Raw genomic sequence first — 22,199 nt, 5'->3', positions numbered from 1 at the left:
GGAGCGGTCTTTCAAAGGCCGCGAATCTACTCCACGCAATCGCCTCATCTTCGATAAGGCTCCAACATCAATTCAAAGCTTTAAGCGTTGGAGCGGTCTTACAAAGGCCGCGATTATCGCCTCATCTTCGATAAGGCTCCAACATCAATTCAAAGCTTTAAGCGTTGGAGCGGTCTTTCAAAGGCCGCGATTATCGCCTCATCTTCGATAAGGCTCCAACAATTGAACTTAACTTGCCTAAACAACTTCGCCGGCGGCATTTCCCGATGCCCACGCCCACTGGAAATTATGCCCGCCCAAGTGCCCTGTCACATCCAACGATTCACCGATAAAGTAGAGACCTGGGACACTTTTTACTTCCATGGTTTTTTGCGAGATGGCTTGAGTGTCTACCCCGCCAATGGTCACTTCGGCTGTTCGATAGCCTTCGGTTCCAGAGGGTTTCACCCGCCATTGAGTCAGTTGCTTGGTGAGCGCTTCAATTTTCTCATTGGAGAAGTCACCCACTGCCCCAGCAAAGCCCCAGATTGAGCACAATACCTGAGCCAATCGCTTACTCATGTATTCACTGAGCACACGCTCAATGCTCTGTTTTGGAGTCGCTTGTCGAGCCTCTTTAAGTTGCTCGTCAATATCAATACCGGGAAGCAGATCAATTTCAACACTTTGACCTGGCTGCCAATAGCTCGAGATCTGAAGAACCCCAGGGCCGCTTATGCCTCGATGAGTAAACAGAATAGGTTCCAAAAAGCTCATACCCGCACAACTGACACGCGCATTTTGTGCAGTCCCAGAGAGCTCTTTGAGTGGTGTTAAAATGTCAGGCTGCAGCGTAAATGGGACCAGTGCGGCGCGGCGAGGGGTAACCGGTAGGTCAAACTGTTCGGCCACATCATAAGCAAAGCCGGTCGCACCACCATTAGGGATGGAGAGTCCGCCTGTTGCAATAACCAACGACTCACATTGAATTGAATCAGCCGAGGTTTCTACGAGAAAACCATGCTCATTTTGTGTAAGCGAATGGACACTCACCTCTGTCTCAATCTTTACACCCGCCCAATCGCACTCAGTGGTGAGCATCGTCAGAATCTCTTTACTGGATTCATTACAGAAGAGCTGGCCTGGGGTCTTCTCGTGGTACTCAATCCCATGACGATCGACCATATCGACAAAGTGTTGCGGTGTATAACGACTCAATGCCGATTTACAGAAGTGCGGGTTATTCGATAGAAAATTGGCCGGTGTTGAGTGAAGGTGGGTGAAGTTACAACGCCCTCCTCCAGACATTAAAATCTTACGGCCCACTTTTTTAGTGTGTTCCAACACCAGAACAGAACGGCCACGATAGCCAGCCGTTAATGCACACATCAGACCGGACGCACCGGCACCTATAATTAGGACATCAACCCTGCGTTTACTCATTCGCTGTCGCTGGTCTGCTCGCGGCTGTTATCGGCTTTTTCAGCGCTCTCTTTGTCAGCGTTGTATTGACGGATCTTATCCGCTAAGCGGCCACCCTTGCGCTCACCACGACGGCCGGCCTCGGTATCACGCTCAATTGCTGATTTAGTCGGTTTCGCATTAATACGTTTCTGATCAACCGACACATGCTTTTTCTTCTGTTTTTGCGCACGCTGTTTTCGGCTCTCATAGCTGTCGGGGTCGGCTAGACGCTCCTGCTTACGGGGCGTTTTATCCAGCACGATTTTGTTAGCCATGCGCTTCTGCTTTTTTAAACGGGTCACTTAGAACTCTCCTCTGCCTTGGCCGCTTCTTCGGCCTCTTGGGCAGCTAATTCAGCGGCAATACGATCTTTCTCTTGCCACTCTTCCACTGTTTCAAAACTGATGCGCCCTAGCTTACCACCGCGCATCTCGTTCATTAGTATCTCGGCCGCCTTGTGTATATCGACCACACCACCGGGTCGCAAGCAGCCTCGTTTACGGCCTATTTGATCCAATAAGCCTTCACCTAACTCCGGCAGCTCTTTCAGTTTATAACGCTCTACTAGTCGCTCAGGGTAAGCATTAAGGATGAAGTTAGCACCATAGACGGCCACCTGATCATAATCGATCGCAGTATCTTTAATTGCACCGCTGACCGCCAACCGGTATCCAGAGTCTTGGTCTTCAATTTTTGGCCACAAGATACCGGGAGTATCCGACAGAGCCATCCCCTGAAATACACTGTAGCGTTTATTCGCTTTAGTCACGGCAGGTTCATTACCCACTTTGGCAATGCGTCGGCCTAAAAGAGCATTGATCAGAGTCGACTTACCCACATTAGGAATGCCCATGATCATGGCACGCACTGGGCGATCTTTGTTAGCACGGGCAGGCACGGCATCTTTACAGATTTGCGGAATCGACTTGATGGTTCTCTTATCACTTGTCGTTAACTCGATGGCCGTAATGCCCTCTTGCGCATTGAACTCCTGCAACCAAGCCTTGGTTTTGTCGGGATCTGCCAGATCGGATTTATTCAGAATTTTAAGAACAGGTTTGCCTCGACGTAACGAGGTCACCAAGGGGTTCTCGCTTGAGCGAGGCAAGCGTGCATCCAACACTTCAATAACAATGTCGACCTCATCCATAAGTTGCGCAATCTCTTTACGCGCTTTGTGCATGTGACCGGGAAACCAGTTAATACGTTCCATAATGACCTATGCCTTTAAGTTGGGCGCATTATACCTGTTTATTAAGAATGAATCAGAGACAAAAAAACCGGAGCCCCTTTCGGTGACTCCGGTTTTTTACAAAAGAGTGATTACTCTTGTGGGAAAGCCTTAAGCGTACAATTAGTTATCTCACGCGCTAGACGGATAACCTGACAGCTGTAGCCGTACTCGTTATCGTACCAAACGTAGAGAACACAGCTCTTACCGCTTGAGATAGTGGCCAATGCATCGACAACACCTGCAGCACGTGAGCCGACAAAGTCGCTCGAAACCGCTTCAGGTGAGTTAGAGTAGTCAACCTGCTTCTGAAGATCAGAGTGCAACGCCACTTCACGAAGGTAGTCATTCAAAGACTCACGCTCAGTCTCTTTCTCTAGGTTCAGGTTAAGGATCGCCATAGAGACGTTCGGTGTCGGAACACGGATCGCGTTACCAGTTAGCTTACCTTCCAATTGTGGAAGCGCTTTAGAGACCGCCTTTGCTGCACCCGTTTCAGAGATAACCATGTTAAGCGCTGCTGCGCGGCCACGGCGATCACCTTTGTGGTAGTTATCGATCAAGTTCTGGTCGTTAGTGTATGAGTGAACGGTCTCAACGTGACCATTAGCAACACCGTACTTGTCATCAATCGCTTTAAGGACAGGCGTAATGGCGTTAGTGGTACACGAAGCAGCCGATAAGATTTTATCCGATGCATCGATGTCACCATGGTTAACACCCATAACGATGTTTTTGATGCCTTTACCTGGTGCTGTAAGGATAACGCGATCAACACCTTTAGATTGAAGGTGAAGCGCTAAGCCTTTGTCATCACGCCAGATACCGGTGTTATCAATCACAAGAGCGTTATTAATACCGTACTGCGTGTAATCAACTTGATCTGGGCCATCGGCGAAGATCACTTTGATCGCATTACCGTTAACGATCAGGGAGTTCGTTGCTTCATCAACTTGGATAGTGCCTTTGAACGAACCGTGAACTGAGTCACGACGCAACAAACTTGCACGCTTCTCTAGGTCGTTATCGGCTTTGCCCTTACGTACAACAATCGCGCGCAGACGCAGCGTGTGACCTGCACCCGAGCGGTTCAACATGAATCGAGCCAGTAGACGACCAATGCGACCGAAGCCGTATAGGACGACGTCTTGACCACCAGTATCTTCTGTTGATGCGCCAGCAAGTTCAGACTCTAAATAATCATTCAAATCCGCTGCACCCGATTTACGGAAATTAACAGCCAATTTACCGATGTCGATGTGTGCGTTGCGGATGCCCATTTGAGACACCTTCTCAAGTACTGGGAAGGTATCTACGACTGAAAGCTCTTCACCCTCAACCTGACGAACGTAACGGTGATCTTTAAGTAGATCGATCACAGATTTACGAACAGACAGTTGGCCGAAAACAGAAATTTCAACGTTTGATTCACGGTACAAACGACCAACCACAGGGACCATCGCTTCGGCGATCGATTCACGAGCATTCCACTCTGCTAGCATCAGTTCTTGAGACACAGCACACTCCTTTATAAAGGTTAAGTAACCCGTTAATTATGACACAGATTGAAATAAAGGATATACAACTTACTGTTCATAAGTTATTGATATAACTTGTAAAAAACCAACAAATGTCGACTACAAAACTACAAAACCCCTATTTTTTTGTGAAAATTACGTAACTATTACAAAAGTTAATTTTTACTTATTATTGAGTTAAAAAATCGTCATCAATTGATACTAAACCACCCCTGATATCGATGTGAGTTAGCTGAGTTACTCAATCAACTCTCCAGCGACTGAATGGCGGCCTGTATTACAGAGCTACTAAAGGGTTTTTCAACAACAGGAACATTTGCATGCTTCTTCTTAAAGCCATCTTTAACGGAGCTATAGCCAGTGGCAAAGATGAAAGGCACACTCTTATTCCGAAGACAATCTGCGACCGTTTCACTCGACTCATCGCCCAAGTTGATATCCAAAACCGCCAAACCTGGAATCTTTTTATTGATCGATTCATGCGCCTCTTGAACGGTTGCAGCTAACTCAATATTTTTGTAACCCATTGCCTGCAGCATTCTCTCCAACTCAAATCCGATGATCATATTATCTTCGACTATGAGAACACTCTCCTTATCCGGTTGCCCCTTGTGAATGATAGATACTGCCTCACTCGATGTAGAGTCGCTCTTATGCTCTGCTTCTGCAGTCTCAAAATGCATCGCAGGTATGACAAATTCTGCAACCACACCGGATCGTTGATACTCAATCTTGGCTACCCCGCCCAAATCATGAGGAATAGATCGATTGATAATGACCGACCCGAATCCAAACTGTGAGGGTGACTGTTCGATCGTTACACCTGATTCGCGCCAATATAAATGCAGTTCCCCTTGGTGAATCTGCCAGTTCAAATTTATTTGACCATTTTCAGATTTAGCCGCGCCGTATTTAACGGCATTGGTTAAAAGCTCATGAATCACCATGGTCATAGTCGTGAAGGCCTTAGGACTCAGTTTGACCTCAGGACCTGATCGTTTCATGAGATTAGTCTTCGCCACTAAAGCTCTCTCTTCATTGTCGAGAATCATTGTGAGCGGAGCGAAATTCCAATTTTTTTCAGTTAAATGCGTCTGTGCAATGGCTAAAGATTGCACACGTCCCCCTAAAATCGATTGAAAATCCTTAATTGATAAATCTTGTGTCGATGTCTGCGAGACAATCCCTGATATCAACCCAAGAATATTACGAACTCGGTGATTAAGTTCGTGTATGAGCATATCTTTTTGACTTTGCGCTTCACTGGCTATGCGGTTGTAATCATCTAAGTTACGTACAATTATTTCCAACAGTACGGTCTTGATCTGTTCAGCCAAGGCAATTTGTTGATCTGTCCAAGGGGCTGAATACCCCTTTCTCATTTCGATCCAAGCTTCGAAACTTTTTCTTGGTGTTAAACGAATACCGTTTGGGCCTAGCTCAACTGGCTTCTCAGGATTGCCAGCCCAGCTCACCTTTTGCGGCTCCTCTTTTCGAAGAAAAATAAGGAGATCCTTAGGCCTTCTAGACATCGGAACCACTAACATACCAGCAAAACGATCAGCGATTGTGAGATCATCATTGAGCCACTCTTGCAGTGACTCCACACTAAAAATACCGCTTTGTGATGAATGATTGAGTCGTTTTACAAGCAGTTGGATATCTTCAGAACTAATCGGATCTCCGGCCACTTGGTATTCACCTCCGACCACCAGCACCATGGAATCGGAGGGAATGAGTTTATGAATAAAATTGACATGCGATTTAAGGTTATCAAAGAGTGACAGATCATTGTTTAAGCTTGTCACCAATTTCATATGCAGCTGTCGGGAGAGCTCAGTATCACTGTGACTTTGGCTGTTAAGCTTTACTCTTAGCTCCAATGCCAAGGACTCAACATAGAGCTCTGCAATTGTTCTATCACACAGCGATACGTATTTATTTGAATAGTGGTGACACGCGAATAACCCCCAAAGTTCACCGTCAACAAGAATGCTAATAGACATAGACGCTGCAACACCCATGTTTTTTAGATACTCAAGGTGAACAGGCGATACAGAACGAGTTGAACTGATCGAAAGATCAATGGTGGCGTGTTGCGGATGGATCGGCACGCCCGTGTCATGTACATCAGCAATCAAACGGGTGAGGTTTCTTTTGTAAAGCGCTCTGGCTTGTCGTGGTATGTCCGATGCTGGGTATCTAAGACCCATAAAGGAATCGACGGATGCATTGCGATGCTCAGCGACAACCTCTCCGCTACCATCTCCATGGAATCGGTAGACCATGACTCTATCAAAGCCCGTTAACGTTGAGACGTGTTCGGCCGAAATTGAGAGCAAATCCTCTAAATTATCAGTGTCTGTTACTTTTCTGATCATCTGCTTGAGGACCTGAAGTTGATCTGAAGAACTATCAACACTCTTTTCAAGCTCAACCACTATGGTGCTGCCCGATAAATGGATCGCCAGATCGTATAGCTGACCTGTTTTAAACAGATCAATGTTTGTGAGTCTCTCAGAATGATCAGAGCCATTTATGCCGAGGAATGTGGCTTTAATCCTATTCACTTCAGTCTTATCGAATAGAGTCTCTAAATTTCGACCCAGCATCTTATCCACGGGTACCTTAAACAGCTCTGTGACATTTTCGGAAGCGGCAATGATGCCCCAATCTGAGTTGAACGCGATAAAATAACCAAAGCTCTGTACGCGTCCCAACAGGTGAATGGGTTCTTTTTCACAGGTACTCAAATCGTATTGTGTATTCAGTTTGACGACGTTAGACATAATGTTTTTGCTCGTTTTCATTAATCACGGGTTGGTATTGATTCAGGCGAACCTTATTAAGAACGGCTTCAATGGCAGTCATTCCCGCGGGTTTATTGAGTATCTCGTTAAATAGATGCGCCGTATTGGTGAGCTCAATAGATGAAGAATCCAGTGCCGTTAGACCAATAATGGGAAGGTCATACCCCTTATCCCTAAGTTGTTTAGTGGCTTCAGGTCCATCTAATATCGGCATATTGAAATCCATAAACACTAGGTGAAAGTCTTTCTCTGATTCCACTTTATCAACAGCCTCAGCACCATTTTTGGCCAAAACCACATCGACCTTTCCGATCTTTAATAACTGTGATTTAAGAAGGATTAGATTGGTCATGCTGTCGTCTACAACAAGCACCTTCAACATCAACTCTTGAGGGGGGCTCTCTGCTTTTAATTTAACCTGTTGAGCAACTGAATCACTTAAACCACTTTTTGCAAAAAAGTCGTGTAACAGGCTTGGCAAAATAGGCTCAAAAATTTCATCCGTTCGATCGACCAAGCCTGGTGGAAAAGCACTATTCTCAGATCGAATGATCGCTATTCGTCCCTCAAGGATTTTTAACGTCCAATCCCTACAGAGATGATTCTCTTGAATCGCAATTTTCTCTGAGACGACCAACGCATCAATGTTTGTCTTGGTTAGCTGTTTGAAAGACTGGACTCTGATGACCGAGGCACCCCAATCCCTTAAGAAGGTCTCAATGATTTCAAACTTAACTGATTTATCAGCAACAACCGCCACGATCGGGTCTGATCTAAATTTAAGGGGCGCTGAACCAGCTATTGACTGAGAGACAGGTAGCCTCAATTGAAAAGAGGCCTTAGTCCCCTTTCCTAAATCAGATCTCAGAACCAGGCTTCCACCCATTTTTTGGACTATGTCTAAACATATGCCCAAACCCAACCCTGAACCTAACGGCCTCCCCTTTTGAACATCAACCACTTGACCAAAGGGCGAAAGAATTTTTTGTATATCTTTTTGATCAATACCAATTCCGGTATCAATGACCGAGAAATGGATCTCTACTTCTGATCCAATCTGCCCCTTTAGTGCAGCCCAAAACTCAATCGAACCGCTATCGGTAAATTTGATCGCATTACCGATCAAATTGTTTAAAACTTGCTGAAGGTGAACACCATCGACCTCAACATTTTGTCTGAATAATTTCGGATCAATCATCAAACCGAGTTCAATTCCCTTACCCTCAGCAGCAATTGAGAAAGTCTTAACGGTCCTTTCAATAAGGTCCGTTATATCGGTTGTGACGGGATTGATGACAACAGCACCCGATTCACTTTTTGCCGCTTCGATCGCCTTGTTCAGTGAGTCAAGAAGCCCGTTCGACGCCACACTTATTTTATCAACATGCCGTTTCGCCATTGGAGACATCTGTTCCGATTGCAAGAGTTCAGCTAGGCCCATGATGGCATGCAGCGGCGTCCGTAGTTCATGACTTAATGTTGCTATGACTTTTAACTGTTCAGTACGTGATTGGCTTAGCTCTGATTCATTCAATTCTGTAGCAATTTCAGGCTCGACTTTAACGGTCTTTTTTTGACTAGCCATTTGCCACCTCATCCAATTTAAAATATGAGTGACTGACAATATCTAGAGAGTCACTCATGCTTAAAAATAGTTTTTTAGCTGATTCAACTGCCGTCTCAATTTGCTGGGGTTCAATGAGCTGAGAATCGAGTTCATATTGCGTCGCTTTCCAAAGCGCGAAGGTGTTATCTCTGTACCCGTTATAAAAGTGGGTCACATCATGTCTATTCATACTCCGCTCTATGAGCGGTGCTAACACCCTCCCCCCTAATGAAGCGCCTTCAAAGACATAAATCGCGCCTAGCACCTCAGATAGAGAGTTGTGATGAGTTTCAAAAGGTTCAGATTCAATAATGCAATCCAACGCATTCAGAGACTTAAGATCTTGAATTAACCAAGAGTAACGCTCAGAAACACGCTGTTTTAACGCTTCATTGGAATGATTCAAAAAGAGAGGTAGATGTTTTTTAATCCAATGTTCCAGTGCAACTAGAGCGAGAGTATATTCTCGCTCATTCAGAGTAGGTCGCACTAAAGATCTAAGGATAGGGTGAGCATCTAAGGATCTGTGAGATGCATTCGTAGACTGTTTCAAACATTCTGACGCATTAACATGGAGCATTGCTAAAGTCCTTCTGTTTTATATGTTACTTAAAGTTCCTGTACTGCTCGAAACTATTTTTATTGTCTGACTTAACCATAGATCAAAAATTTGCAAAGCCAGGTTTTTGTTGTTTATAAGCAAATTCGATGCCAAGTTTTCACATGCGGATTGATTTTTTAATAGAACAATCTGGCTAACAACTATCGACGTAAATGCTGAAATGAAATCTCTCTTTGCACCCTTACTGATGACTTTAAGCCTAACTAGCTGGGCTTCTAATATTCCTATTTTCGATACGCACGTTCACCACAACGATAAAACACAGGATGAATTTGATGATCGGAGAGTCGTCTCTCTTCTTCGTCAGTACGATATCCAGAAGGCCCTTGTTTCAAGCAGCGGTGATGACAACACTCAACGATTAAAGAGCTTGGCGCCTGATCTTGTGCTGCCAGCACTTCGCCCCTTTCGAAAAAGTGGTGAATTAAGAACCTGGATGCATGATGAGTCGGTCACTGAATATTTAGAGACACAGCTCAAACAGAACCATTACTTCGCCATTGGTGAGTTTCATGCGTTTGGCGATGAGATGCAGACACCCGTGTCAAAACGGTTAGTGGCTTTAGCCAAAGAGTACAACTTAGTGTTGCACCTGCATGGCGATCGTCAGGCGATGCAACAGATCTTTCTGCAGTGGCCCGAGGCTAAGGTACTCTGGGCACACGCTGGGTTTGAAGCCCCTAGTGATCTGGCTGGACTATTTGATCAATACCCAAACCTCTGGGCTGATCTATCCTTTAGACCAGAGATTGTTACCTGGGGAGGCTTCAACCCTGAGTGGGAAAAGGCTCTACTGGCTAACCCTAATCGATTCACCTTAGGAGCTGATACATTCAACCTGGATCAGTGGCAGAAGATGCCGCTTTACACTCTGGATACACGAGATTGGTTAAGTACACTGCCTTCAGAGGTGGCTAAAAAAATTGCTTACGAAAATGCGGAGAGGCTATTTGATGTTTCCATTTCAGATTAGACAACCGCGTTATCACTCACTGATACCTCTTATCACACTGGGACTAAGTTGCTCTTTATCTTCGCAAGCATTATTCGCCGATGTCACCACCGGTGTCATGTTGAATCAATTTCAGAGTCAATTTCCAACCATCTACCTACCCTCTGTCGGTGAGGTAGATCGTCGTCGTTTTAAGTTGCCAGATGCTACCTCAGGTGATCCCAGCTTGTACGTCAAAGGGTTTGAGTTTACCGGCGTAAGCAGCATCGATATCAAGTATCTGCATCAAGCATTCTCGCCCTTTGAGGAGAGAGCGTTCACCCCTAAGCAACTGCTTGAGCTGACGGATCTGATCACCGACACCTATCGTCAACATGACATTGCGGCTATGGCGCGCATCCCTCCACAGGATGCTAAAAACGGAACGATTGTTTTTGAGATACACGAGTCAAATTTTGTCGGGGCAATACTAGATCATGGTTTTGAAGATCATTTTAATGTCTCACTTGAGCGTGTCGAAGCAGTCGCCTCTCTTCCAGGGTCTGAAGGGGCACCGCTGATACTCTCTGAACGAGAGCGTCAGCAGTTACTGACCATAGATATGCATGGCATCAGCGTATCAGGCGGACTGCAAGCAAACGATGACGGGGATCAGGAGCTAGAACTCTGGATAGAAAACAGTGACAGATTCTCTGGATCCATTGATCTAAACAACCAGGGTCTGAATGGAACGGGTGAAGAGCAAGCCGTTTTAACATCGATGCTATCTAGCCCATTTCAACGGGGTGGTGCTGGCTACCTGAACGCCATTAATAGTACCCAGTCTCAATTTCTTAGTATGGCTTATAGAGGGCCCATTGGGCTTCGAGGAACGACGTTAGACCTGCAAGCAGGAAGGCTTTCGGCCGATACAGACAGCAAACGACATCAATCAATCTCCTACTCTTTAGGCGTTCGTCACCCACTGATTAGAACCCTTGGCAGCAATCTATTCCTATCAGGCATCGCAGAACAACGCTTGCTTGAGGAGAGCTCAATAATCAACAACTCTTCACTGACAGACAGCGATTACGAAGTAAACACATTGAGACTGACGCTCGATGGAAACCGCGCCTTACACAAAGATAGGCTCACGTATCGACTTCAAACCACCTTGGGTAACACTGACCTTGAGGGCTCACCCAACCGCGGTCATGACCTAGCAAATGCTAATACTGCGGGTGCATTCAAAACATTCAGTGGATTCTTAACCTATCGAAAACGGTTAGCCGATAACTGGCAAGTATTGACCCATTTACAAGGCCAAATGAGCCCTAACAACTTAGATGACAGTCAACGATTAATTGCAGGCGGGTCTCAGGGACTTCGGGGTTTCAGTGCTGACGAGTTGATTGTCGATCAAGGCGCGCTGGTTCGTGTAGATATTATTAAACGGCTGAACGATCATTGGCGATTTGGTGGTTTTATCGACTGGGCAAAACTGGAGAGACGCAGCAACAATACCGACATCAATGGTAGCCCATTGGAGTCCCATAACCGAATATCTGCTTATGATTGGGGCGTCGCCTCCAGCTATAGAGTCCATGAGTCACTTCAATTCGACTTATCTGTCGCTCAAGCACTATCGAATACTCAAGGGGTGAACACCGAACAGGGCGATTTAACCACACTACTGAATTTGAAATGGGAGTTTTAAAGCGTCACTCCCACTCCATCTCTTCAAAGACACGCTGTGCATTGCGCCCGTGGATCTCTTCGTAGACGTTCAAATAACTGAATGCACTCTGGTCAATGGATGACACACTCTGCATATCACCACCCTCTTCAATCAACTCACCCACTTGTTCACGCAGAAACCTGAGGTAATCAAGGGTATCAGCCTTAGCTTTTTCCAAGGTTGTTGGTGCTCCATGGCCCGGAACAATCACCTTAGGATTTAACAACTCAATCACCTCAAACGCCTCTATCCAGGTTAGATGTTGTGATTGGGAGGCCACACCAAGCATCCGATCAACAAACACCGTATCGCCTGTATAGAGAGCGGATACTTCAGGTAACCAGACAAAGTTTTCACCCGGAGTATGAGTATGACCGACCGGAATAAACTGAACCGATCGATCACCCAGTGTGAGGGTACTCTCTGAGTCTAAAAGCGTATTGGCGTAGACAGGTTTTGTGCCTTGATAGGCGTCACCAATCAAGTTAGTAATTCGCATGACCTGCTGAGCTTCACGAGCCCTCTGATCGGTTTGGGTCGCAGTGCTACTGATCAATTCAGCGCCCTGTTGCGCAAAATAGTCGTTGCCAAACCAGCGGTGATCTTGGCCACCGGTATTAATCACTTTAATGACCGGTTGATCGGTGACTGTTTTGATCGTAGCTTCGATTTTCTCAGCCCCTCTCCAGCTACCACCTGAGTCAATCAACAGAACCCCCTGGTCAGAGACTACAAAACCAAAGGTGGCATTGTTTCCGAAATTTTCGGGAGATCGATCGGTCAGCGGCCCCACAATAGAATAGGTATTTGGAGCCACCTCTATGACCTGTAACTCATCAGCTTGAACCAGAGATGTTATTGCTAAGGTTAAAATAGCGAGGAGTGGTTTAATCATTTAGGAACCCATTGGATTGAGTGGTTGGGGCCTTATCGTAGATGAGGCGATTTCCCATGGAGTGAGGGTCAGGCTGAAGGCCAGACCCTGATAAGGGTTTATGTGATCAGTTTGCAGCGGCTCGACAGATCGTCGCGAAGCTGTCAGCTTTAAGGGATGCACCACCGACCAATCCACCGTCAACGTCAGCCATAGCAAGTAGCTCTGCAGCATTTTTGTCGTTCATGCTACCACCGTAAAGAATGGTCACGCGATCAGCGATATCAGTGTTGTGTTTGGCTATCAAACTGCGAACAAAGGCATGAGCATCCTGAGCTTGTTGTGGTGTCGCAGTTTCGCCGGTACCAATCGCCCAGACTGGCTCATAGGCAATCACAATTTGTGCAAAAGTGTCTGCACCACATAGATCGACAACCGCATTGACCTGCTCTTCTAATACAGCATTCATTTGACCCGATTGACGCTCTTCCAGTGTTTCACCGATACAGAGAACCGGTACAAGGCCGAGCTCTAGTGCTTTAAGCGTTTTTTCTGCCACCAATTGACTGGTTTCACCATAGAGAGAGCGACGCTCAGAGTGCCCCGTCAGTACATAAGCACAGCCAAGATCACGGATCATTTCACCACTCACTTCACCGGTGAAAGCGCCTTTCTCTTGATCACTTAGGTTTTGCGCACCCACTTTTATGGCGGTGTCGGCGGTTAACTCCAGTGCTTGAGGAATATAAATGAAGGATGGACAGACCGCGATATCAACACCTTTTAGAGAAGCGACCTGATCGGCCAAACCAGTCAATAGAGATTCGTTGGTCATCAACGATCCATTCATTTTCCAGTTACCCATAATTAGGGGGCGTCTCATCACGTAACTCCTTAGATCCAAACAAAAAAGACAGCTTAATAAGCCTAGAGAGCCGGATCAACCATTAGTTGCCTAGAAGAGCATTTTATATCAATCTATCTTTCTTATAATTAAGAGTTTCTTTGCGGACCATTAAACAGGTTGGAGCTCTTTGTCGTAGTGCTTAATAAGATTAATGATTAAACAGGCAATCACTCAATGGGACTTCTAATCGACGGTCAGTGGTATGATCAGTGGTATGACACTAAATCATCCAATGGAAAATTTATTCGAACAGAGGCGCAATATCGAAACTGGGTTACCCCTGATGGTGCCGAAGGCCCAACGGGTGATGCAGGTTTTAAAGCTGAACCGGGTCGATACCACCTCTATGTCTCATTAGCCTGCCCCTGGGCACACCGAACTCTAATCGTCAGAGCACTCAAGGGTCTACAAGACCAGATCTCATTTGATGTGGTGCACCCCTTGATGCTTGAGCAAGGCTGGACTTTTGATTCAGACTTTCCAGCTGCAACCAGTGATCGTGTCAATCAGAAGCAGTTTATGCACCAGATCTATACCCAGTGCGATCCAGAGTACACCGGTCGGGTAACAGTTCCAGTACTTTGGGATAAACAGAATCAGACCATTGTTAGCAATGAGTCCTCAGAAATTATTCGTATGCTCAACTCAGGTTTTAACGAGATTGGCGCAAATGATCTGGATCTCTACCCTGAATCGCTCCAAGCGGAGATTGATCAGTGGAATGAGTTCATCTACGAACCCGTTAACAATGGTGTCTATAAAGCAGGCTTTGCAACGACTCAAGAAGCTTACGATGAAGCGGTGGTGAATCTCTTTAAGCATCTGGACAGACTGGAAGAGAGGCTAACCACTCGTCGTTACTTAGTGGGTCATCAGTTAACCGAGGCTGATATCAGACTCTTCACGACTTTGATTCGCTTTGACCCAGTATATGTTCAACACTTTAAGTGTGACCGTAAACGAATCGCAGAGTACCCGGCACTATCGAACTATATGCGTGACATCTACCAGCAGCTCGGAGTAGCAGAGACCTGTGACCTTGATCATATCAGACACCACTACTACCGCAGCCACCCGACTATAAATCCGCATGGCATCATCTCCTACGGTCCAGAGTTTGATCTGATGGCGCCACACGGACGCGAGTTTTTGTAGTTGTTGGAGCCTTATCTTAGATGAGGCGATTGGTTTGAAGTGCATCGCGGCCTTTTCAAGACCGCTCCAACAGCAAGCAGCTAACCATGTTGGAGCCTTATCGCAGATGAGGCGATTTTAAAGAGCATCGCGGCCTTTCAAGACCGCTCCAACATGCTGTCGGGTTAGGGAGCCCAGTAGATATCGACAGGGGTTTTGCTTTGGCGTAGAACAGCGCGCACAGGCATCTCTTCGGTGTCGCCCTCACCCATCGCTTGCTCAAGTACCGGCAGTTTTGAATCGCCACAAAGGTGAATAAAGATACGTTTAGCGTGCAACAACCTTTGCAAGGTCAATGTCATACGCAAATGGGGAGCGACGGGCGGAGTCACACCCATACAGGCTTTAAAACCATAAGGGTTTAACGCTGCCGTTAGCTCTGGTGCATTGGGAAAGAATGATGCGGTATGACCATCCTCGCCCATGCCTAAAATCACGGCATCAAACTCTTTTGGAAGTTCACTCAGAACCTCTTCTAGCTTGGTTTGACCAGAACAGGGATACTCAGCGTCATTAAAGTGAGGAATAAAATGCGCAGCCGCCGCTCGATTCTGTAGCAAGTGTGTTTTTACAGATAGAGCATTGCTGTCTTCATGGGTATCGGGAACCCAACGCTCATCAGCCAGAGTAATCCAAACCTTAGACCAATCGAGTTCTTGTACAGAGAGCGATTGGAATAGTGCCGCCGGTGTCCGACCACCCGATACGACCAGTGTCGCACGGCCACGCTCTTCAATTCCGGCTTTTAATAGCGCGACTATCTCTTCCGTTAAACGACATTCAAGTGACTCTCGTGTATCAAATTGAAACATATTGGACATCATTAAACCTCACTCGTGCCAAGAACGACCATCACGCTCGATCAGAGCGATTGAACCAATAGGTCCCCAGGTACCGGCGTTGTAAGGTTTCACTTCGTCACCGACATCTTTCCATGCCTGAATCAACTCGTCACACCAAGTCCAAGAGGCTTCAATCTCATCACGACGAACGAACAGTGACTGATCACCGACCATCGATTCTAGAAGCAGACGCTCGTAAGCATCCGGAGTTCGTTGGTTAGGATCACTTTCGCTGAAGTCCAGGTTGAGCGCACGGTTTTGTAGATCCATGCCTTGGTGCATGCCCAGCTGTTTAGTGACCACGTGAAGACGAATCCCCTCATCTGGCTGAAGACGAATAACCAGACGATTGTTGACGATGTCACGCTGCTTAGGATCAAAAATAAAGTGTGGGTTATTTTTATAAACCACCACGATCTCGGTCATCTTTTGCGGCATACGTTTACCGGTACGCAGGTAGAAGGGTACGCCGGCCCAACGCCAGTTATCGACATTGACTCGTAGAGAGACAAAGGTTTCAGTGTTGGACTTAGTCGCAGCACTGCCCTCCTCTTCACCATAGCCAACCACCGCTTGACCACCGATAGACCCGGCTGTGTATTGACCACGCACGGCACGTTTAGTGACATTGGAAGAGTTAATTGGGTGGAGGGCTTTCAAAATTCTGACTTTCTCATCGCGAATCGAGTCTGCATCCAGCTTGCTCGGCGGGTTCATTGCGACCATGCAGAGAAGTTGCAACAGGTGGTTTTGAACCATGTCACGCATCTGCCCCACTTTATCGTAGTAACTCCAACGCCCTTCAAGACCAACGGTTTCAGAAACCGTAATCTGAACGTGATCGATTGCCGAGTTGTTCCACTGTGAACCAAACAGGTTGTTGGCAAAGCGCAGGGCAATAAGGTTTTGAACCGTATCTTTACCTAGGTAGTGGTCAATGCGGTAGATACGGTTCTCATTAAAGTATTGAGCAACCGTATCGTTGATCACCTTAGAGCTCGCCAAATCGTGACCAATCGGCTTTTCCAATACGATACGCGTCGTCTCATTGATTAACTCTGCACTGCTGAGGTTTTTACAGATGTCGCCAAACACAGCAGGCGGTGTTGCAAGGTAGTTAACCATGATTCGACTGTCATCAAGTTTAGCTTTGATCTTCTTGAAATCATCGGCGGAGGTCATATCGACCTGAACGTAATCAAGACGCGCTGAGAAACGTTGCCACTCTTCAGAGCTCATCTCACCAGGCGCTAAAAATCGAACCAGTGTCGCTTCCACCGCTTCAACAAAGGCAGCCTGGTCCCAATCCGCACGTGCAACGCCGATGATCTTAGACTCAGGGTTCAGTAGCTTCGCTTTGTCGAGCTGGAATAGCGCAGGAAATAGCTTACGCATTGCCAGGTCACCCTTGGCACCGAACAGAACAAAATCACAGGCTTGATGCATTGCATCGTTCATGAGCTACACTCCTTTGGAGGTGGAAAGAGTAAATGTAAAAAATTTATGTAATTTTAGTACATTTTGTAGCAAATGATCTACAAAAGTGATGAGCTAATTTTATATTTAAATGCACTATACCCCTTTCATTTTGGTGATTAGAGCAGTAAAACCTACTATTTTCCTTGAAACTGATACACTTAACAGACTGTTAACTTTTTTGTAATTTTTATACGTAATCCAATATGAGCATCGATATTACCCGTTTCAAAGAGCAGCTAGACGCTGTTCAACTGACTTTCAAGAGTGACCTTGCCATCATCTCCCTTTCAGGAGGGCACATACTAAGCTATCAATCCAATGGCGAGGAGCGGCTCTGGATGAGCCCTAAAGCCAACTTAGAGGCGGGCAAGTCGATACGCGGTGGCATCCCAGTCTGTTGGCCTTGGTTTGGTGCACACCTAAGCGATGAGAGTAAACCAGCCCACGGCTTTGCGCGCACGTCAATCTGGACTCTGGTTGATGCTCAAGATCACGAGGAGTTTGCCTCTGTCACGCTTGGACTTGAGAACAGCGTTGCGAATCCCCTATTCCCATACGACTGCAGCCTAGCGATAAAGGTCACTCTGACCGACAAACTCAGCGTTGAACTGATTACTACCAATCTTGGCAATCAACCGATAGAGATCACACAGGCACTGCATACCTACCTCCCTATCTCTGATCTAGACAATGCCAGCATTGCGGGTCTGAAGGGAGTGGACTATGCCGATAAGCTAAAAGATTTCGTACGTGCAACGGAAGATCGAGATTCAGTCGATCTAAAAGAGCCAACGGATAGAGTCTATTTTGACGATTCAAATTGCCTGGTCTTGAATGACAAGAACCAAGAAACGCGAATATACAAACAGAACAGCGGTACCACAGTGGTTTGGAACCCGGGAAAAGAGACGGCTAACAATATGGCGGATATAGGCGCCGAGCACTACCGTGGCTTTTTATGTATTGAAGCGGCCAATGCGATGGAAGATAAGGTCCGCATCGAACCGGGTGAAAGTTTTACCCTAAGGCAAGGGATTTACGCAGCGTAGGAGCGGTATTGCAAAGGCCGCGATGATTTTCATAAGATAGTTGCTAACGGAACTGGTGTCTGGCTTTAGCCTGACATCCACTCTTTCCGCGTTTTCCAGATAGACTATAAAGTTGACCCGCGGATGACAGGCTGAAGGCCTGTCACCTTAGATCGCCTCATCTACGATAAGGCTCCAACGCCTGCTCCTTTCCATCCGTGGAACCGCAGGATACCGTCCGTCCTGGACATGCCCTGCTCCTGCGCGTCCTGCGCTCGCAGGATACCGTCCGTCCTGGACATAAAAAAGCCGCCCGGGATGGGGCGGCGAAAGGAGTGCAGATGCACTCAGTTTCCACGACCTTTAGGAAACAGGAGGTCTACAGTGCAGAGGCCTTAGCCACTGCGTCTGAAGCTAGTTTGGTAATACCGTCCCAATCTTTTGCATCGATCAGATCGGTTGGTACTACCCATGAACCGCCAACCACGTTAACGCTGGGCAGGCTCAAGTAATCGGTAAAGTTGTTTTCATTAATGCCACCCGTTGGGCAGAAACGAACCTGTGGGAATGGACCCGAAATCGCTTTAAGCATCTTAGGCCCACCCGCAGCTTCCGCTGGGAAGAACTTGAACGCCTCAAAACCAAATTCCATACCACGCATCATCTCGGCAACCGAGCTGATTGCTGGTAGGTAGGGCATATCAGATTCCAAGCCCGCCTTAAACAGAGCATCAGTTGCACCAGGGCTAATGGCAAACATGCCGCCAGCCTCTTGAACCTGTTGAAACTCTTCCGGTTTAGTCACCGTGCCCGCACCGACAATGACATCGTCGACTTTGTCAGCAATCTCTTTGATCACTTCAATCGCTGAATCGGTGCGCAAAGTCACTTCAAGAACCTTTAAACCACCCGCTTTTAATGCTTCTGCCAAGGGCACAGCATCTTCCACGCGTTCAATGACAAGAACGGGCATGACCGGAGAGGTGGTTAACAACGCATCAACATTAATGCTCATTATTCGAAATCCTTTTACTGTTTAGTTCCGAAGAAGATAGAGGCACCCTCTTCCGCACCTGATACTAGAGAACGCATGCCTGCAAACATCTCACGCCCCATACCGAACTGGTGGGCCGATAGATCCTGAGTCGCGCATTCACGTGCCGCCAACTCAGCCTCATCAACCAGCAGCGTCAGCTCACCGGTATGCGCATCAAGACGAATCAGGTCACCGTCTTGGATCTTAGCAATAGCACCACCGTGCAGAGCTTCTGGTGTTAGGTGAATCGCCGCTGGAATCTTGCCAGATGCACCTGACATGCGGCCATCTGTCACCAGAGCAACCTTGTACCCCTTGTCTTGCAGAGATCCTAAGAAGGGCGTCAGCTTGTGCAGTTCAGGCATACCGATAGCCGCAGGCCCCTGGAAGCGAACAACCACTACACAATCTTTATTGAGCTCACCCGCTTCATAGAGGGCTTTAAGATCATCCTGCTCGTGAAGCACCACAGCAGGCGCTTCCACGACGTAATTCTCTGTCGGTACTGCCGAAACCTTAATCACTGAGCGACCAAGGTTACCGCGCATCACTTTAACCCCACCGTTATTGGAGAACGGCGCTTTTGCAGTTGAGATAACCTCTGCATCCAAAGAGGCTTCAGGGCCTGATCGCCAAACCAATTTACCCTCTTCTAGGAAAGGCTCTTGGGTGTAGTCTTTTAGGCCATTACCCGTCACTGTCAGAACATCCTCGTGCAACAGACCTGCACTAAGCAGCTCACGGAATAGAAGAGACATGCCACCGGCCGCTTGGAAGTGGTTGATATCAGCAGAGCCGTTGGGATAGATACGGGTTAATAGAGGCACTACATCAGATAGATCAGACATATCGTCCCAGTTCACAATGACACCGGCTGCACGAGCCATCGCAATGATGTGCATGGTGTGGTTGGTAGATCCACCGGTAGCCAGTAGTGCCACAATACCGTTTACAATCGCCTTCTCATCAATCACCTGATAGAGCGGACGGTAATCAGAACCCAAAGAGGTAATACGACAGACCTGTTCAGCAGCGGCTTTCGTCAACTCGTCACGGAGCGGTGTGTAAGGGTTTATGAATGATGAACCCGGCAGATGAAGACCCATCGCCTCCATCAATAGCTGGTTTGAGTTCGCTGTACCATAGAATGTACAGGTGCCCGCACTGTGGTAAGAGTCTGATTCACACTGCAACAACGCATCTCGACCTACCTTACCCTCTGCATACTCCTGACGAATACGCGCTTTCTCTTTGTTAGGCAAACCACTCGGCATAGGACCTGCCGGTACAAAAATAACAGGAAGATGCCCAAAGCTAAGCGCACCAATCAACAGACCCGGTACAATCTTGTCACACACCCCTAAGCAAAGGGCAGCATCAAACATGTTGTGTGATAGACCAACCGCGGTAGCCATGGCGATGGTATCGCGACTGAATAGACTCAACTCCATGCCATCTTGACCCTGAGTCACACCATCACACATTGCAGGCACAGCACCCGCCACCTGTGCAACGCCACCCATGCCATTGACCGCTTGTTTAATCAGTTCAGGAAAGTGCTGGAAAGGCTGATGCGCCGAAACCATGTCGTTGTAAGCAGAGATAATGCCGACGTTGGCACTCTCCATCATCTTTAGGGTGTTTTTATCTTGCTCACCACAGGCGGCAAAGCCATGAGCAAGGTTGCCACAAGCGAGTGTAGAGCGAGTGACTTTAGAGCTTTTTGCTGCCTCCATACGAGCGACATAGTCAGCACGTGAAGCACGGCTCCTTTCAACTATACGTTCAGTAACTTCAGCTAACTTAGGATGTACCACTTCCCACTCCTCTGCACCTAAAGGCGTTCTTATATGTAATTTAATTACATTTTAGAGTGGAAGCATCTATCTAACAAGAAAAAATTAAATAAATTACGTAATAAAAATAAAAAGAGTCGCGGATGCGGCTATCAATACCCTATGATATTAGGCTTTCACGTAACGAAACCGAACAACGACACCTATCACTCCGATTAGAGTCAAAAGACCTGAGCCGGTCATGAGAGTATCTGCTAAGCGAGTTTCAGTGAGCTGTTCTGACAAAATGGAGATTGGCAGAACTTGAAAGGCTAGCAACACCCATAAGTAAACATCATTGGCCAGCTTAAGCGGCGTTTCACAGGATGGACAGTCAAATGCTGTTAGGTAGGATTGGCGCTTTCGTGAGTACTCAGGTCCTCTAAGGGACGTTTGGCAGACAGGACAACGGCGATTCATTATGACTCCTAGAAACCAGTATAGCGGCCCGGTTTATGATTGGTGGTCAGGACGAAATTCAATACGATGGCACCGAGTACAGAGACCGCCAAAAGCCATGGGGTGACTAACCACACACCAGCAATCACGATCAGTGAATCCAGTACCATCTGTAATTTACCAGCACGAATACCGTAGCGTTCTTGAATGAAGAGCACGAGAACATTCAATCCACCCAAGCTGGCTTGGTGTCTGAAGACTATCAGAAGGCCAATTCCAATTAGGAGGCCGCCACCGATACTGGCAAATAGAGGATCGATTCCCTCTATGACCAACCAGTTTGGAACCAATTCTGTCAGTAAGGAGACCAGTGCAACAGAGAGCATGGTTTTTAAGGTGAAAGCCCACCCCATCTGAACGATGGCCAGCAGGTAAAATGGCAGATTGGTTAGAAACAGTGTCAACCCAAAATTAAAACCGGTTGAGTAGTGAATTAAGATCGCTAACCCCGTGGTTCCCCCTGTTAATAGGCCCGCCTCTTTAAGAAAAAGAACACCCATGGCTACAGCAAGAGTACCCGTCACTATGGCTTGCAGATCTTCAAACAGTGTGTGCTTGGTCGGTTCTAATTTGAGTTTTTCCAAGGTTTCATCCCTGTAACTAAGGCACAATCGCCATCGGATCGT

19 protein-coding genes are annotated in these 22,199 nt (G+C 46.9%); 4 read left to right on the top strand and 15 right to left on the bottom strand.

Annotation, left to right across the window (positions count from 1 at the left end):
• Window positions 1–237 precede the first annotated feature (237 nt).
• From XMA127_RS06765 to XMA127_RS06735, 7 genes are all read right to left on the bottom strand, one after another.
• Window positions 238–1,422 (bottom strand): NAD(P)/FAD-dependent oxidoreductase, encoded by a 1,185-nt coding sequence (locus XMA127_RS06765; protein ID WP_173484024.1) that lies wholly within the window; start codon window positions 1,420–1,422, stop codon window positions 238–240.
• Window positions 1,419–1,745 carry a hypothetical protein gene (locus tag XMA127_RS06760; RefSeq protein WP_173484025.1) on the bottom strand — a complete coding sequence of 109 codons (327 nt, stop codon included), beginning with the start codon at window positions 1,743–1,745 and terminating at the stop codon, window positions 1,419–1,421. The genes XMA127_RS06765 and XMA127_RS06760 overlap by 4 nt, the downstream gene beginning before the upstream one ends.
• A complete protein-coding gene (ylqF, locus tag XMA127_RS06755) occupies window positions 1,742–2,656 on the bottom strand; it encodes a ribosome biogenesis GTPase YlqF (RefSeq protein WP_173481059.1) in 915 nt (304 codons plus the stop codon). The genes XMA127_RS06760 and ylqF overlap by 4 nt, the downstream gene beginning before the upstream one ends.
• 110 nt (window positions 2,657–2,766) lie before the next feature.
• Window positions 2,767–4,191: a glyceraldehyde-3-phosphate dehydrogenase gene (locus tag XMA127_RS06750; protein WP_371731516.1), complete on the bottom strand. Its 1,425-nt coding sequence runs from the start codon at window positions 4,189–4,191 to the stop codon at window positions 2,767–2,769.
• A 266-nt stretch (window positions 4,192–4,457) separates the two neighbouring features.
• On the bottom strand, window positions 4,458–7,001 hold the full coding sequence (locus XMA127_RS06745) for a GAF domain-containing protein (protein ID WP_173484026.1): 2,544 nt from the start codon (window positions 6,999–7,001) through the stop codon (window positions 4,458–4,460).
• Window positions 6,994–8,607, bottom strand: coding sequence for an ATP-binding protein (locus XMA127_RS06740; protein ID WP_173484027.1), 1,614 nt, complete (start codon window positions 8,605–8,607; stop codon window positions 6,994–6,996). The genes XMA127_RS06745 and XMA127_RS06740 overlap by 8 nt, the downstream gene beginning before the upstream one ends.
• On the bottom strand, window positions 8,600–9,208 hold the full coding sequence (locus tag XMA127_RS06735; protein ID WP_173484028.1) for a biliverdin-producing heme oxygenase: 609 nt from the start codon (window positions 9,206–9,208) through the stop codon (window positions 8,600–8,602). Before XMA127_RS06735 ends, XMA127_RS06740 begins: the two co-directional genes overlap by 8 nt.
• Window positions 9,209–9,410: 202 nt before the next feature.
• Between XMA127_RS06735 and XMA127_RS06730 the strand changes: the two genes are divergently transcribed.
• Both XMA127_RS06730 and XMA127_RS06725 read left to right on the top strand, forming a co-directional pair.
• Window positions 9,411–10,223, top strand: a complete 813-nt coding sequence (locus tag XMA127_RS06730) for an amidohydrolase family protein (RefSeq protein WP_173498570.1) — start codon at window positions 9,411–9,413, stop codon at window positions 10,221–10,223.
• A complete protein-coding gene (locus tag XMA127_RS06725; protein ID WP_173484030.1) occupies window positions 10,204–11,898 on the top strand; it encodes a ShlB/FhaC/HecB family hemolysin secretion/activation protein in 1,695 nt (564 codons plus the stop codon). Before XMA127_RS06730 ends, XMA127_RS06725 begins: the two co-directional genes overlap by 20 nt.
• 4 nt (window positions 11,899–11,902) lie before the next feature.
• On the opposite strand, the gene XMA127_RS06720 is transcribed toward XMA127_RS06725, so the two are convergent.
• Entirely contained in the window at window positions 11,903–12,814 is a 912-nt protein-coding gene (locus tag XMA127_RS06720) for an MBL fold metallo-hydrolase (RefSeq protein ID WP_173484031.1), read from the bottom strand.
• Window positions 12,815–12,920: 106 nt separating this feature from the next.
• A complete protein-coding gene (tpiA, locus tag XMA127_RS06715; RefSeq protein ID WP_173481066.1) occupies window positions 12,921–13,676 on the bottom strand; it encodes a triose-phosphate isomerase in 756 nt (251 codons plus the stop codon).
• A gap of 198 nt (window positions 13,677–13,874) precedes the next feature.
• On the opposite strand from tpiA, the gene XMA127_RS06710 reads away from it, so the two are divergent.
• On the top strand, window positions 13,875–14,855 hold the full coding sequence (locus tag XMA127_RS06710; protein WP_173481067.1) for a glutathione S-transferase family protein: 981 nt from the start codon (window positions 13,875–13,877) through the stop codon (window positions 14,853–14,855).
• Window positions 14,856–15,019: 164 nt separating this feature from the next.
• Here the strand turns inward: XMA127_RS06710 and pgl are convergent, their stop codons facing one another.
• Window positions 15,020–15,706: a 6-phosphogluconolactonase gene (gene pgl, locus XMA127_RS06705; RefSeq protein WP_217362056.1), complete on the bottom strand. Its 687-nt coding sequence runs from the start codon at window positions 15,704–15,706 to the stop codon at window positions 15,020–15,022.
• An 18-nt stretch (window positions 15,707–15,724) separates the two neighbouring features.
• The gene (zwf, locus tag XMA127_RS06700) at window positions 15,725–17,194 is read right to left on the bottom strand and encodes a glucose-6-phosphate dehydrogenase (protein ID WP_173484032.1); all 1,470 of its coding nucleotides are present in this window, start codon (window positions 17,192–17,194) and stop codon (window positions 15,725–15,727) included.
• 224 nt (window positions 17,195–17,418) lie between these two features.
• Here zwf and XMA127_RS06695 point away from each other — a divergent pair, with 224 nt between their 5' ends.
• Entirely contained in the window at window positions 17,419–18,264 is an 846-nt protein-coding gene (locus tag XMA127_RS06695) for a D-hexose-6-phosphate mutarotase (RefSeq protein WP_173484033.1), read from the top strand.
• Between the two features lie 358 nt (window positions 18,265–18,622).
• Here XMA127_RS06695 and XMA127_RS06690 read toward each other — a convergent pair whose 3' ends face one another.
• The 4 genes from XMA127_RS06690 to XMA127_RS06675 all read right to left on the bottom strand — a co-directional run bounded on the left by XMA127_RS06690 (window position 18,623) and on the right by XMA127_RS06675 (window position 22,157).
• Complete coding sequence (locus XMA127_RS06690) at window positions 18,623–19,258, bottom strand: bifunctional 4-hydroxy-2-oxoglutarate aldolase/2-dehydro-3-deoxy-phosphogluconate aldolase (protein ID WP_173481071.1); 636 nt, start codon at window positions 19,256–19,258, stop codon at window positions 18,623–18,625.
• A gap of 14 nt (window positions 19,259–19,272) precedes the next feature.
• Entirely contained in the window at window positions 19,273–21,096 is a 1,824-nt protein-coding gene (gene edd / locus XMA127_RS06685; protein ID WP_173481072.1) for a phosphogluconate dehydratase, read from the bottom strand.
• Window positions 21,097–21,243: 147 nt separating this feature from the next.
• Complete coding sequence (locus XMA127_RS06680; RefSeq protein ID WP_173481073.1) at window positions 21,244–21,534, bottom strand: hypothetical protein; 291 nt, start codon at window positions 21,532–21,534, stop codon at window positions 21,244–21,246.
• A gap of 8 nt (window positions 21,535–21,542) precedes the next feature.
• Window positions 21,543–22,157 carry a YitT family protein gene (locus tag XMA127_RS06675; protein WP_254442928.1) on the bottom strand — a complete coding sequence of 205 codons (615 nt, stop codon included), beginning with the start codon at window positions 22,155–22,157 and terminating at the stop codon, window positions 21,543–21,545.
• Window positions 22,158–22,199 lie beyond the last annotated feature (42 nt).

This window comes from Marinobacterium sp. xm-a-127 (assembly GCF_013283425.1).
In the GTDB taxonomy this organism is placed as follows: Bacteria; Pseudomonadota; Gammaproteobacteria; order Pseudomonadales; family Balneatricaceae; genus Marinobacterium_E.
This window is presented reverse-complemented; position numbering and strand designations above follow the sequence as displayed.

What these genes read in the sequence shown, in the direction of transcription:
- XMA127_RS06765 (WP_173484024.1), bottom strand. Translation starts at nt 1,422, where the DNA reads ATGAGTAAACGCAGGGTTGATGTCCTAATTATAGGTGCCGGTGCGTCC.
- ylqF (WP_173481059.1), bottom strand. Translation starts at nt 2,656, where the DNA reads ATGGAACGTATTAACTGGTTTCCCGGTCACATGCACAAAGCGCGTAAA.
- XMA127_RS06745 (WP_173484026.1), bottom strand. Translation starts at nt 7,001, where the DNA reads ATGTCTAACGTCGTCAAACTGAATACACAATACGATTTGAGTACCTGT.
- XMA127_RS06740 (WP_173484027.1), bottom strand. Translation starts at nt 8,607, where the DNA reads ATGGCTAGTCAAAAAAAGACCGTTAAAGTCGAGCCTGAAATTGCTACA.
- XMA127_RS06735 (WP_173484028.1), bottom strand. Translation starts at nt 9,208, where the DNA reads ATGCTCCATGTTAATGCGTCAGAATGTTTGAAACAGTCTACGAATGCA.
- XMA127_RS06730 (WP_173498570.1), top strand. Translation starts at nt 9,411, where the DNA reads ATGAAATCTCTCTTTGCACCCTTACTGATGACTTTAAGCCTAACTAGC.
- XMA127_RS06725 (WP_173484030.1), top strand. Translation starts at nt 10,204, where the DNA reads ATGTTTCCATTTCAGATTAGACAACCGCGTTATCACTCACTGATACCT.
- XMA127_RS06720 (WP_173484031.1), bottom strand. Translation starts at nt 12,814, where the DNA reads ATGATTAAACCACTCCTCGCTATTTTAACCTTAGCAATAACATCTCTG.
- tpiA (WP_173481066.1), bottom strand. Translation starts at nt 13,676, where the DNA reads ATGAGACGCCCCCTAATTATGGGTAACTGGAAAATGAATGGATCGTTG.
- XMA127_RS06710 (WP_173481067.1), top strand. Translation starts at nt 13,875, where the DNA reads ATGGGACTTCTAATCGACGGTCAGTGGTATGATCAGTGGTATGACACT.
- pgl (WP_217362056.1), bottom strand. Translation starts at nt 15,706, where the DNA reads ATGTTTCAATTTGATACACGAGAGTCACTTGAATGTCGTTTAACGGAA.
- zwf (WP_173484032.1), bottom strand. Translation starts at nt 17,194, where the DNA reads ATGAACGATGCAATGCATCAAGCCTGTGATTTTGTTCTGTTCGGTGCC.
- XMA127_RS06695 (WP_173484033.1), top strand. Translation starts at nt 17,419, where the DNA reads ATGAGCATCGATATTACCCGTTTCAAAGAGCAGCTAGACGCTGTTCAA.
- XMA127_RS06690 (WP_173481071.1), bottom strand. Translation starts at nt 19,258, where the DNA reads ATGAGCATTAATGTTGATGCGTTGTTAACCACCTCTCCGGTCATGCCC.
- XMA127_RS06680 (WP_173481073.1), bottom strand. Translation starts at nt 21,534, where the DNA reads ATGAATCGCCGTTGTCCTGTCTGCCAAACGTCCCTTAGAGGACCTGAG.